Origin of the sequence: Pseudomonas sp. CG7, from assembly GCF_023701885.1 — a bacterium.
Classification (GTDB): domain Bacteria; phylum Pseudomonadota; class Gammaproteobacteria; order Pseudomonadales; family Pseudomonadaceae; genus Aquipseudomonas; species Aquipseudomonas zanjanensis.
In genome coordinates this window covers 1-12,500 of the sequence record NZ_JABAEE010000125.1, presented here as the reverse complement: position 1 = coordinate 12,500, position 12,500 = coordinate 1, and the positions used below count along the sequence as shown (strand labels likewise).

Below are 12,500 nucleotides of genomic sequence, written 5' to 3'. Positions count from 1 at the left end.
TGCAGTTGCTGGTCGAGCGGGCGTTGGATCATCTGGAAACCAAGGAGATGGCGGCGCCTGGTGCCAAGGGGTAGCGCCTTGCTTTGATGCAAGCTGGGCCGACGCCTTCGCGAGCAAGCTCGCTCCCACAGGATCTTTTTCGTGCAAGCCGCAAAATGGTGCGCGACAGCCCATCGCGCACCAACATGGCACGCAATCCGCCCCATCCTGAAACGCTATCCCCAGATATTTCCTACACCCCCTTCGATTGGCAAGCCCCTTGCTCTAAACACAGCACCGTTCATTGCTGGAAGCACTCCGATGCTGGTGATTCACCGCAGAATCGACACTCAACCGCGCTGGGACGCCGAGCTGCACCTGACCTTCGACGCCCGCAGCAAAAGCCGTCTGCGCTGTTTCAGTGCCGAGGGTGAAGACGTGGGGTTGTTCCTGGAGCGAGGCCAGCCGCCGCTGTACGACGGCGAGTGCCTGCAGGCCGAAGATGGGCGCATCGTGCGCGTCTGCGCCCGCGCCGAACAATTGCTGCATGTCACCTGCGCCAATGCCTTCGAACTGACTCGCGCCGCCTACCACCTAGGCAACCGCCACGTGGCCCTGCAAGTGGGCGATGGCTGGTTGCGCCTGCTGGACGATTACGTGCTCAAGGCGATGCTCGAACAACTGGGCGCCCGCGCCGAAGCCATCGAAGCCCCGTTCCAGCCGGAACACGGCGCCTATGGCGGCGGCCATCATCACTCCCGGCACGGCGACGAAGACTTCAACTACGCGCCGCGCCTGCATCAATTTGGCGTGCGCACATGAACCCGGCCTGGGCGCTGCTGCGTCTGGCCAGCCCGCAGTTGCCGATTGGCGGGTACAGCTACTCCCAGGGTCTGGAAATGGCGGTGGACAACGGCCAGGTGAAAAACCCCGACGACGCACGGCGCTGGATCGGCGATCAATTGCTGCTGAACCTGGCACGCTTCGAAGCGCCCCTGCTGCTGGCGCACTGCACCGCAGCCGCCGCGGACGATTGGGACACGCTGCGGCAGCGCTGTGAAGAGCACCGCGCCAGCCGGGAAACCCGCGAGCTGTACCAGGAAAGCCGGCAGATGGGCTACTCGTTGCAGCAATTGCTCGCCGGCCTGCCGGAACTCGACCGTGCCGCCCGGGACTTTCTCGAACAGCTCAGCCTTGGTCAGCGCAGCGAGCCGCACCTGGCGCTGGGCTGGGCCCTGGCCGCCCGCGCCTGGCAGATCGCCCCCCAGGATGCCCTCGCCGCCTGGCTGTGGAGTGGGCTGGAAAACCAACTGGCGGTGCTGATGAAAACCCTGCCCCTGGGCCAGCAAGCGGCCCAGCGCCTGACCAGCGAACTGCTGCCGCTGTTGCAACAGGCCCAGCACGACGCCTCGAACATCGACCCCGACCATTACGGCAGCGCCGCGTTTGGCCTGTCCCTGGCGTGCATGGCCCATGAGCGCCAGTACAGCCGTCTGTTCCGTTCCTAGGAGACACACATGAACACACAACCTCTGCGCGTCGGTATCGGCGGCCCGGTGGGCTCCGGCAAGACCGCCCTGACCCTGGCCCTGTGCCTGGCTCTACGTGAACGCTACAACCTGGCGGTGGTCACCAACGACATCTACACCCGCGAAGACGCCGACTTCCTGGTGCGCAACGAAGCCCTGGCGCCGGAACGGATCATCGGGGTGGAAACCGGCGGCTGCCCGCACACGGCGATTCGCGAAGATGCCTCGATCAACCTCGAGGCGGTGGACCAGTTGAACCGGCGCTTTCCGGGCCTGGACCTGATTCTGGTGGAGTCGGGCGGCGACAACCTGTCGGCGACCTTCAGCCCGGAACTGTCGGATTTGACGATCTATGTGATCGACGTTTCCGCCGGGGACAAGCTGCCGCGCAAGGGCGGGCCGGGCATTTGCAAATCCGACCTGCTGGTGATCAACAAGATCGACCTCGCGCCGCTGGTGGGCGCGTCCCTGGAAATGATGGACAGCGACACCCGGCGGATGCGCAACGGCAAGCCCTTCGTGTTCAGCAACCAGAAGACCGGCCAGGGCCTGGACGACATCATCGCCTTCATCGAGCGCCAGGGCCTGCTGAGCGCCGCCTGATTTTCCGACTGACCACAAGGAAGCTTATCCATGACCTTCAAACGCCTCTTCGGTGCCCTTGCCCTGCTGCTCACCCCGGCCCTGGCCTGCGCCCACCCCGGCCACGGCGACAATGGCCTGATCGCCGGCCTCGGCCACCCCCTCGGCGGGCTCGACCATTTGCTGGCGATGCTGGCGGTCGGCTTGTGGGCTGCGCAACAACAAGGCGCCGCACGCTGGGCGCTGCCCTGCACCTTCGTCGGTACGATGCTGCTGGGCGGCCTGCTGGGCTTTGAAGGCCTGAACCTGCCGGCGCTGGAAAGCGGGATCGCCGCCTCGGTGTTAGCCCTGGGCCTGGCGGTGGCACTGGCGGTACGTCCACCGTTGAGCCTGGCGGTTGGCGCGACGGCCTTGTTTGCACTGTTCCACGGTGTGGCCCATGGCTTGGAACTGCCGGACATGTCGAGCCCGTGGGCCTATGCGGTGGGCTTCGTCGCAGCCACGGCGGCGCTGCATGGCGCCGGGTTTGCACTGGTGCGGGTGCTGCCACGCGCGGCGGCGCCATTGGTTCGGTTGGCTGGAGCAGCTTCGGCGGGGGCAGGGGTGTGGTTGTTGGCCGGTTGATTCTTTAGCGCCTGCCAGGCCGTCATCGCGAGCAAGCTCGCTCCCACAGTTTGATCGGGTACACCGGCCCTTGTGGGGGCCAATCTGCTTCCACACTTTGATCGGTACACCGCCCCCTTGTGGAGCGAGCCTGCTCCCACAATTTGATCGGTATACACCGTACCCTGTGGGAGCGAGCGTGCTCGGGATGACGGACTTACAGGCGCCATCTCTCTGGAGTCGGCCACTCTGCTACCATGTCGCGCAATCGCCCCCAAGCCGTGACGACGTCCGCCCATGCCTGATGCTTCCCGCCCCGCTCCCCCGCCTGAATTGACCGCCCTGTTCGCAACAGTGCGGCAGCATTTTCACGACGTGATCGTGCCGATGTGGCAAGGCCCGGGCTGGAATGCCGAACTGGCGCTGCCCTATGAATCCCTGGATGCCGGACATGCACCTTTGCCACCCCAGCGCTACCGGGCCATGGCCTGTGCGCGACAACTGTATGTGTTTGCGAGCCTGATTGGCGAAATGCCCCAGGCCGAGGAACGGGCCAGCGCACTGTTCCGCTCGCTCCAGCGTCATTTCCACGATGCCGAGCACGGCGGCTGGTTCTACAGCATCGACCCGCAAGGCGCGCCGCTGGACACCGGCAAGGACCTCTATACCCACGCGTTTATCCTGTTCGCCTGCGCCCATTACTGGGGCAAGGTCCGCGAACCGCTGGTGGAATCGGTGCTCAACGCGAGCCTGGAAGTCCTCGCCCGGCGCTTTGCCAGCGTCGACGGTCTCTACGAAGCCAGCCTCAAGCGCGATTGGTCGACGACGGGTTCCGGCCCTTTGCAAAACCCGTTGATGCACCTGGCCGAAGCGTTCCTCGCCACCCTCTCGGTCCGCGAAGATGCCAACGTCCGCCAGGCGTTGCTGGGCTTGTGCGACGGGATGGCTAAGCACTTCATCGATCCGCAGCAGTGGGTCATGATGGAAAAACCGCTCAAGGCTGTGGATAACTGGTTCGAGCCGGGCCACCAGTTCGAATGGTATTACTTGCTGGCCTCTTCCCCGCTGTTGCGCAACGGCAAGTTGCACACCGCCCTGGAGCGCAGCTTCGGCCATACCGAACAACGCGGCGTCGATCCGGATTCCGGCGCGGTGTGCGCGATGCTGGCATTGGACACGCAAGCAGGCCCACGGGATGCCACCCAACGCATCTGGGCCCAGGCGGAATACCTGCGGGCGCTGACCTTGCGCCCGGGCAATCAGGGGGCCTTGCTACATCAACTACAGGCGTTGGGGCAGCATTTCCTTCATCCCCAAGGCTGGAATGAATGCCTCGACGCCGACGGCATTGTCAGCCGCCGGGACATGCCGTCCACCACGCCGTATCACCTGCTGACCTGCTATCGCGGGCTGGCCGATTATCTGGCTTGACCCCCCACTGTGGCGAGGGAGCTTGCTCCCGCTGGGCCGCGCAGCGGCCCCAAAAAGCTTACGACTGCTTCGCAGCCGAGCGGGAGCAAGCTCCCTCGCCACAAAAGCTCATCCACACACCATTCGCTACGCCTTGTTACGCTCAATCGCAAACCCAGCCCAGGTCTGGCTCACCGGCATCAGCTCCAGGCTGTTGATGTTGATGTGCGCCGGCGTGTTGAGCACCCAGAAAATCGTGTCGGCGATGTCTTGTGGCTGGATCGGCTCGGCGCCGGCATAGGTCGCGTTGTAGCGCTCCTGGTCGCCACCGAAGCGCACCAGGGAGAATTCGCTTTCGCACAGGCCCGGCTCGATGTTGCTCACTCGCACGCCCGTGCCTTGCAGGTCGCAACGCAGGTTCAGGGAGAACTGTTTGACGAACGCCTTGCTTGCGCCATACACATGGCTGCCCGGATACGGGTAGTTGCCGGCAATGGAACCCAGGTTGACGATCCCGGCGCCACGGCCGTGGGCGATCAGGCGCGGCAACAGCAGGCGGGTGCTGTAGATCAGCCCTTTGACATTGGTGTCGACCATGGTGTCCCAGTCATCGAGGTCGCACTTGGGCGCCGGATCGACGCCCAAGGCCAGGCCCGCGTTGTTGATCAGCCCGCGCAACGTGGCGAAGGACGGCGGCAGATTGGCGATGGCCTCTTCCATGGCCTTGCGATCGCGCACGTCCAGGACCAGGCCGTGGACTTCGGTCTGCTTCGACAGCTCGGCACAAAGGGCATTGAGGCGTTCTTCACGACGACCGGTCAGCACCAGTTTCCAACCGGCCTCGGCAAAACGTCGGGCACAGGCTTCACCAAAACCGGATGTCGCGCCGGTGATAAACAGGGTGTCAGACATCGTGTTCTCCTTGTTGGAACTTCAAAAGCCGTTGAATGGAATCGGCCCACAGCATGCCCGGCCTGATACGTCGGGGGCAAGGTTTGCACACGCGCTTTTGGCCCACAGCTGCTCATAAAACAACCAATCCTCGCCAGGCCTTGCCCAGCAAGGCCCGCAGCCGGTTGCCCGCACCTTATCCACAGGCACGTCCACAGTAATCGGGGGCAAGTGCAAACCCCACAGGCCGCTGTGCATAAGGCTTTGCGGGGTATTTGGAAAATTTTTTCGCTTGACCCTGCAACTCAGGTTGTGCAACGCAAGTTATCTGCTATAAGTCAGCGCACCAGAGGCGATGGCTCCAAGCCAGTAACCACGGCCCTCAGCGCGGTCTTTCCAGAGTTTAATCACAGACTTATCCACAGGATTGCCCATAGACTTCCGAGCCCATTCCAATGCTCAGAAAACTGTTGACAACAGCCGCTCACGCTTGACCGAAAACGCCTGATCAAAAAACGATCACAGCCCTGCAAGCCACGTAATCAAAGGCTTTCAGCCAGCTACTCCCACGTTACCCACAGCCAGTTCCACAGCAAACGGGGACAAGTCAAAACCGTGACAAAACAACTGTTTGCGGCGACTTTATGTCGCGGTTTCGCAGGGGGCTCAGGATTGTTGTCCACAATTACCGCAGACAGCCGAAATCCCTATGTGGGAGCGGGCGTGCTCGCGAAGGCGGCGTGTCAGTCGACATCAATCTGTCTGATCCACCGCTTTCGCGAGCAAGCCCGCTCCCACAGAGGGATGGTGGTGTTTGGGGGAGATAAAAAAACCGGCGATTCACTCGCCGGTTTTTTCATTGCTTCAACCGCCTCAATGCCCGCCCAGGTACGCGTTGCGCACTTCCTCGTTGGCGAGCAGCTCCTTGCCCGTGCCGGTCAGGCGGATTTCACCATTGACCATCACATAGGCCCGGTCCGACAGCCTGAGGGCGTGGTTGGCGTTCTGTTCCACCAGGAAAATGGTCATCCCGGTGGAGGCCAGCTCGCGCAGGGTGGCGAAGATCTGTTTCACCACGATCGGCGCCAACCCCAGGCTCGGCTCATCGAGCAGCAACAACTTCGGCCGGCTCATCAATGCCCGGGCGATGGCGAGCATTTGCTGCTCGCCGCCGGACATGGTCATGGCCCGCTGGTTGCGGCGCTCCTTGAGCCGCGGGAACAGCTCGAACATGCGTTGCATGTCTTCGCTGGCGTATTTGTCACCGATGGGAATGGTGCCCATCAGCAGGTTTTCCTCGACCGTCATGTCGGGGAAAACCCGCCGCCCTTCTGGCGACTGGGCGATGCCGTTGGAGGCGATGTAGTGGGAGGACTTGTGGGTGATGTCCACGCCCTGGTAGATGATCTGCCCGCCCGCCGCGCGGGGTTGGCCAAAGATCGACATCAACAGCGTGGACTTGCCGGCACCGTTGGAGCCGATCAGGCTCACGGTCTCGCCTTCGCCAATGTGCATCGAGACTTTCTTCAGGGCCTGGATCGGCCCGTAGAACACGTCCAACTCCTTGAGTTCGAGGATAGGTCCACTCATACCAGTTCCTCTTCATCGGCACCCAGGTAGGCCGCGATCACCTTCGGATCGTTGCGAATCGCCTCGGGACCACCCTCGGCGATCACGTTGCCGTGGTCCAGCACCACGATGTGGTCGGAAATGCTCATTACCATGCCCATGTCGTGTTCGATCAGCACCACGGTCAGATCATGCTCGTCGCGCAGCAGCCGGATCATCGCGCTCAGCGCTTCGGTTTCCTGAGGGTTGAGGCCGGCGGCCGGTTCATCGAGGCAGATGATCTGCGGGCGCGTGCACATCGCCCGGGCGATTTCCAGGCGCCGTTGCTGGCCGTAGGAAAGCTCCCCGGCCAGGCGGTTGGCGCAATCCACCAGGTCGACCACCTCCAGCCAATAGAACGCATGGTCCAGGGCGTCGCTTTCAGCCTTGCGGTAGCCCTTGGTGTTGAGGATGCCCGCCACCAGGCTGCGGTTGACCCACATGTGCTGGGCCACCAGCAGGTTTTCCAGCACCGACATTTCCTTGAACAGGCGAATGTTCTGGAAGGTCCGCGCCAGGCCAGCGCGGTTCACCAGGTGGGTGCCGCCGAACATCTTGTAGTACAGCCGGCTGGCGAAGGATTTCGGCGAGACGAAGTCGGTCGGGCGAAACGCTTCGCCCAACAACTTGATCACGTTGGTCTGCTCACCGCGCACGTTGAGTTCAATCTTACCGCCTGAAGCCTTGTAGAAACCGGTCAGGCAGTTGAACACCGTGGTCTTGCCCGCACCGTTGGGTCCGATCAGCGCGAAGATCGAGTTGCGCTTGACCTGCAGGCTGACATCGCTGAGGGCCTTGATGCCACCGAACTGCATCATCAGGTTTTCAACTTTGAGTACGACTTCGCTCATGGCGCTACCCCCTTGCGCGGCGTCACACCGGTACGGCTGATACGGATCAAGCCGCGCGGGCGCCAGATCATCATCAACACCATCAGTACGCCGAACAGCAGCACCCGGTATTCAGAGAAACTGCGCAAAAGCTCCGGCGCCACGGTGAGCACGAAGGCGGCAATCACCACGCCGACCGTCGACCCCATGCCGCCCAGCACCACGATCGCCAGGATCAACGCCGACTCGAAGAAGGTGAACGACGACGGGTTGACGAAACCCTGGTAACTGGCGAAGAACACCCCGGCCAGGCCAGCCGTGGACGCGCCGATGGTGAAGGCCGAGAGCTTGACCAGCACATGGTTCAGGCCCATGGAGCGGCAGGCGATCTCATCCTCGCGCAGGGCTTCCCAGGCACGTCCGACCGGCATGCGGGTCAGGCGATGCTTGATGTAGAGCACCAGCAATACCGTGATGAACAGCACGATGTAGATGAACAGGAATTTGATGTTGGGGTTGTAGTCGAGGCCGAAGAACTCATGGAACGGCACCCCGCCATCTTTCGCTCGTCGGCCGAACTCCAGGCCGAAAAAGGTTGGCGACGGCACGGGCATGCCATTCGGCCCGCCAGTGAACGACAGCCAGTTGTTCAGCACCAACCGGATGATCTCACCGAACCCCAGGGTCACGATGGCCAGGTAGTCACCGTGCATTCGTAACACCGGGAATCCCAATATGCACCCCGCCATCGCCGCCGCGATGGCCGCCAGCGGCAATACGGTCCAGAAACCCAGCCCCAGGTATTGATAGCCCAGCGCCAGGCCATAGGCACCGATGGCATAGAACGCCACGTAACCCAGGTCGAGCAGCCCCGCCAGGCCGACCACGATGTTCAGGCCCAGGCCGAGCAACACGTAGATCAGGCCGAGAATGACCACGGTGAGCACGTATTTGTTGGCGAAGAACGGAAACACGATGGCAATCACGATCAGCGCCGGGATGATCCAGCGCAGGCGCGACTTGTAGTCCGGCGGCAGCACATGCACGCCGGAGCCGGTGCTTTCGAAGCCCTGGAGAATCTTCAGTCCCTTGGGAGTTTGCAGGAACAGGCTCAAGGCAAAACGGCCGATCATCACGATCGCCACCAACCAGCCGACCCGGGCCGGTTGCAGGTTGAAGCTGTAGCCGTCGAGCACCACGCCGACAATCGGCCCGAACACAATCAGCGAGATCAGGCCGGCCAGGATCGCGTCGATGACGCTCTGTTTGATATCAAGCGGTTTATTGGCAGCAGACATACTTATACCTTCGCCACGAGTGGGCGACCCAGCAGGCCTTGGGGACGGAAGATCAGGATCAGCACCAGCAGCGAGAAACTGAACACGTCTTTGTAGTCAGAGTTGATCAGACCGGAGAACAGCGACTCGGAAATGCCGAGGATGATCCCGCCGAGCATCGCCCCAGGCAGGGAGCCAATGCCGCCGAGTACCGCTGCGGTGAACGCCTTGATGCCGATGATGAAGCCGGCATAGAAGTCGAACGTGCCGTAGTTCATGGTGATCAGCACGCCGGCCAGGGCCGCCATGGCTGCACCGATGATGAACACGTAGGAAATCACCCGGTCGGTGTTGATCCCCAGGATCGAGGCCATCTTGCGGTCTTGCTGGGTGGCGCGGCACATGCGCCCGAGCTTGGTGTATTTGATGATGTAGGTCAGCGCGGCCATCCCGGCGAACGCAGCGACCAGGATGAAAATCTTGGTGTAGGTGAGCTGGACGAAACCGCTGCCGATGTCGACGCGCATGGCGCCTTCGAGCAGCGTCGGGATCCCTTGTTGACGGGCGCCCTGGCTGATTTGTGCATAGTTCTGCAAGATCAGCGAGATGCCGATGGCACTGATCAGCGGTGCCAGCCGGGTGGAGTTGCGCAGGGGTTTGTAGGCGACGCGTTCGATGACCCAGCCGTATACGCCGGTGACCACGACCGTGAACACGAGGGTGCCAAGGATCATTAGCGGAAAGGATTCAATACCGAAGTAAGCCAGCAGAGCCAGACTGATTGCCGCGAGGTAAGCGGAAATCATGTAAACCTCGCCATGGGCGAAGTTGATCATGCCGATGATGCCATAGACCATTGTGTAGCCGATGGCGATCAGACCATAGACCGACCCGAGGGTCAGGCCATTGATCAGTTGCTGCAGGAAAATACCATCCATAACGCAATCTCACGCAGTGAGACAGCACATCCCGGGGACGCGACGACGGGTTCGAAGCCCAGCGCCAAAGGATGTGCGGCTCGTAGAAAAAAACAGACGGGCCTTTGGCTAATGCCAATCAGGACAGGGTGAACACAGTCTCCGTGGCGAGGGAGCTTGCTCCCGCTGGACTGCGCAGCAGTCCCCTTTTTGGGGCCGCTACGCGCCCCAGCGGGAGCAAGCTCCCTCGCCACAGGCTAGTCATCCCTTCAAATTACTTCTGTTTTTCCAACTGGTGGTATTTGCCGTCCTTGTCCCACTGGTAGACCACGTAGTCGGAGACTTTCAGGTCGCCCTTGGTGTCCCACTCCTTCTTGCCCATCACGGTCTGGACAGGGTTGGCCTTGAGCCACTTGGCCGCATCCTCGCCTTTGTTGGACTTGGCGCCGTTGAAGCCGGCGGCCAGGGCCTGGACCGAAGCGTAGGCGTACAGGGTGTAGCCTTCAGGCTCGGTGCCATTCTTGCGGAACTCCTCGACCACGACCTTGCTGTCTGGCAGCAGGCGCGGGTCGGCGCCGAAGGTCATGTACACGCCATCGACGTATTGCGCGCCGCCGGCGGTGGTGACCAGTTCGTCGGTAACGATGCCGTCATCGGACATGAACTTCACATCCTTGAGGCCTTGCTCACGCAACTGGCGAACCAGCGGGCCGGCTTCCGGATGCAGGCCACCGAAGTAGACCACGTCGGCGCCAGCCCCACGGATCTTGGTGACCACGGCGCTGAAGTCTTTCTCGCCACGGGTCAGGCCTTCGTACAGCACCGGGGTCACGCCGCGCTTGATCAGTTGTGCCTTGGTGGCATCCGCCAGGCCTTGGCCGTAGGTGTCCTTGTCGTGCAGGACGACGACTTTCTTGCCCTTGAGCACGTCGACGATGTAGTCGCCGGCCACGATGCCCTGCTGGTCGTCACGACCGCACATGCGGAACATCGCGCTGAGGCCACGCTCGGTCACGGCCGGGTTGGTCGAGCCGGGGGTGATGGCGATGATGCCGGCTTCGTCGTAGACCTCGGAGGCCGGGATGGTGTTGGACGAGCAGAAGTGCCCGACCACGCCGATCACCTTGTCCTGGTCAACCAGGCGGTTGGCCACGGCCACGGCCTGCTTGGGCTCGCAAGCATCGTCACCGGCAACCAGTACGATCTTCTCGCCGTTGACGCCACCCGCTTTGTTAATGACATCGGCCGCTGCCTGCGCACCCTTCATGTACTGCTCGCCAAATGCGGCGTTGGCGCCAGTCATCGGCCCCGCCACACCAAATTTCACATCAGCTTGAGCAAACGCAGAAACACCCAATGCAGCTGCCACTGCGAGGGCCAGGAAACCTTTCTTGTAAAACGTCTGGGACATGAGGTGGTGCTCCAAGGTTTTTTTTAGTTGGCACTGCGACTTCATTTCACTGAAAAGCTCAGAGCAAGGGCCGTGCCATCGGTTTTTTATTCTGAAAAAAGTCGCTGCTTTATTGTTATTTCGACTGTTTCGAGCCCTTTTTCATAGGGCGTGCAACCGTCTAAACCGCACGAGGTGCAACCTTTTATTTAAATGGGTGAAACCCTCCGTGAGCCATCATTGCAACCATCACACGAAACGGCGTGCAACCACTGTGTAACAACCCACGTCACCGAACTGCACACTGTCGGTGCGCAACTGCTACAAGCCGCACCATAACAGGCTAGACGCTACGCCAGAAAACGCGGCTCCCAGCAACAATTTTCAACACTCAAATGACGATCCGCAGGCACTGGCCCGCGTGATACAGCGAAAAACCGGCCTCATACAGGCAGCTGCGCAACCCCCCCCCGGCCAATGGCTGCATGGGCGCGAACGGGATCGGCAGGGCCGGGGCGTTACCGTGGCAGAGGTAATCGGCGAACGCCTTGCCGACCACCGTACCGGTGGTCACGCCCCGGCCGTTGTAACCGGTCACGGCCACCAGCCCGGGGGCCGGCTCGAACAGGCGCATCAGATGATCGGGGGTGAAGGCGATGCAACCGGTCCAGGTGCACTCCCACTCCACCGGCTTGAGGTAAGGAAAATAGTGTTGCTGCACCCGGTCGGCCCAGGCCTTGAGGAACCAGGTCGGCTTGCGGTTGCCGTTGCCCAGGCTGCCCAGCAGCAAGCGGCCGTCCTTGTCCCGGCGGATGCTACTCAGCACCTGGCGGGTATCCCACGAACCCTGGCCGCCCGGCAGGATGCGGTGGGCGGCCTCGTCGGTCAGCGGGACCGAGGCGACCTGATAGTAATAGCCAGGGAAAAAGTTGCGCCGCAGTTCGGTCCAGTCGCCCTCGGTGTAGGCGTTGGAGGCAATCACCACCTGCTCGGCCAGTACCGAACCCTGGGCGGTTTGCACCGACCAGCGCTGGCCTTGGCGTTCCAGATGGGTCACCGGGGAATGGTCGAACAGCTGGCCGCCCAGGTCCGTGGCGGCCTTGGCCAACCCGCTGGTGTAGGCCATCGGGTTGAGCGTGCCGGCGCGGCGGTCGAGTAATGCCGCGGCGATTTTCGAGGTGCCGGGCGCCTCCGCGCAGGCCTGGCCGGTGAGCAATTCCACCGGGGCGCCGCGGCGTTTCCATTGTGCTTCGCGACTGCGCAGGTCGGCCTCGCCCCGGGCGTTATGGGCCATGTGCAGGGTGCCTTCGCGACGCAACTGGCAATCGATGCTGTATTTATCGATGAGACTGAACACCAAGGCTGGCGCAGCCCCCAGCATGCGGTTGAGCTGGCTGCCCACCGCCTCGCCGAACCCGGCCTCGATGTCATCCGGCGGGATCCACAGCCCGGCGTTCACCCGGCCGCCGTTGCGCCCCGCCCCG

Annotated in this window: 12 protein-coding genes; 5 read left to right on the top strand and 7 right to left on the bottom strand. The window is 62.2% G+C overall.

Annotated features, from left to right (window positions below):
- Window positions 1-300: 300 nt before the first annotated feature.
- The 5 genes from ureE to HGO40_RS28945 all read left to right on the top strand — a co-directional run bounded on the left by ureE (window position 301) and on the right by HGO40_RS28945 (window position 4,124).
- Window positions 301-801 carry an urease accessory protein UreE gene (gene ureE / locus HGO40_RS28965; protein ID WP_057448286.1) on the top strand — a complete coding sequence of 167 codons (501 nt, stop codon included), beginning with the start codon at window positions 301-303 and terminating at the stop codon, window positions 799-801.
- Complete coding sequence (locus HGO40_RS28960; RefSeq protein ID WP_250965834.1) at window positions 798-1,487, top strand: urease accessory protein UreF; 690 nt, start codon at window positions 798-800, stop codon at window positions 1,485-1,487. Before ureE ends, HGO40_RS28960 begins: the two co-directional genes overlap by 4 nt.
- A gap of 9 nt (window positions 1,488-1,496) precedes the next feature.
- The gene (ureG, locus tag HGO40_RS28955; RefSeq protein WP_060739393.1) at window positions 1,497-2,111 is read left to right on the top strand and encodes an urease accessory protein UreG; all 615 of its coding nucleotides are present in this window, start codon (window positions 1,497-1,499) and stop codon (window positions 2,109-2,111) included.
- Window positions 2,112-2,141: 30 nt separating this feature from the next.
- On the top strand, window positions 2,142-2,714 hold the full coding sequence (locus HGO40_RS28950; protein ID WP_250965833.1) for a HupE/UreJ family protein: 573 nt from the start codon (window positions 2,142-2,144) through the stop codon (window positions 2,712-2,714).
- A 276-nt stretch (window positions 2,715-2,990) separates the two neighbouring features.
- On the top strand, window positions 2,991-4,124 hold the full coding sequence (locus tag HGO40_RS28945) for an AGE family epimerase/isomerase (protein ID WP_250965832.1): 1,134 nt from the start codon (window positions 2,991-2,993) through the stop codon (window positions 4,122-4,124).
- 126 nt (window positions 4,125-4,250) lie between these two features.
- On the opposite strand, the gene HGO40_RS28940 is transcribed toward HGO40_RS28945, so the two are convergent.
- From HGO40_RS28940 to amaA, 7 genes are all read right to left on the bottom strand, one after another.
- Complete coding sequence (locus tag HGO40_RS28940; protein WP_186730053.1) at window positions 4,251-5,015, bottom strand: SDR family oxidoreductase; 765 nt, start codon at window positions 5,013-5,015, stop codon at window positions 4,251-4,253.
- Window positions 5,016-5,867: 852 nt separating this feature from the next.
- Window positions 5,868-6,584, bottom strand: a complete 717-nt coding sequence (locus tag HGO40_RS28935) for an ABC transporter ATP-binding protein (protein ID WP_018606262.1) — start codon at window positions 6,582-6,584, stop codon at window positions 5,868-5,870.
- Complete coding sequence (locus HGO40_RS28930; RefSeq protein WP_057448281.1) at window positions 6,581-7,453, bottom strand: ABC transporter ATP-binding protein; 873 nt, start codon at window positions 7,451-7,453, stop codon at window positions 6,581-6,583. The genes HGO40_RS28935 and HGO40_RS28930 overlap by 4 nt, the downstream gene beginning before the upstream one ends.
- Window positions 7,450-8,730 (bottom strand): high-affinity branched-chain amino acid ABC transporter permease LivM, encoded by a 1,281-nt coding sequence (gene livM, locus HGO40_RS28925; RefSeq protein ID WP_186707824.1) that lies wholly within the window; start codon window positions 8,728-8,730, stop codon window positions 7,450-7,452. Before livM ends, HGO40_RS28930 begins: the two co-directional genes overlap by 4 nt.
- 2 nt (window positions 8,731-8,732) lie before the next feature.
- Window positions 8,733-9,647 (bottom strand): ABC transporter permease subunit, encoded by a 915-nt coding sequence (locus tag HGO40_RS28920; protein WP_053117953.1) that lies wholly within the window; start codon window positions 9,645-9,647, stop codon window positions 8,733-8,735.
- A gap of 253 nt (window positions 9,648-9,900) precedes the next feature.
- Window positions 9,901-11,037 (bottom strand): branched-chain amino acid ABC transporter substrate-binding protein, encoded by a 1,137-nt coding sequence (locus HGO40_RS28915; protein WP_186707826.1) that lies wholly within the window; start codon window positions 11,035-11,037, stop codon window positions 9,901-9,903.
- Window positions 11,038-11,407: 370 nt separating this feature from the next.
- A partial coding sequence (gene amaA, locus HGO40_RS28910) for an L-pipecolate oxidase (protein WP_250965831.1) occupies window positions 11,408-12,500 on the bottom strand: 1,093 nt, incomplete at its 5' end.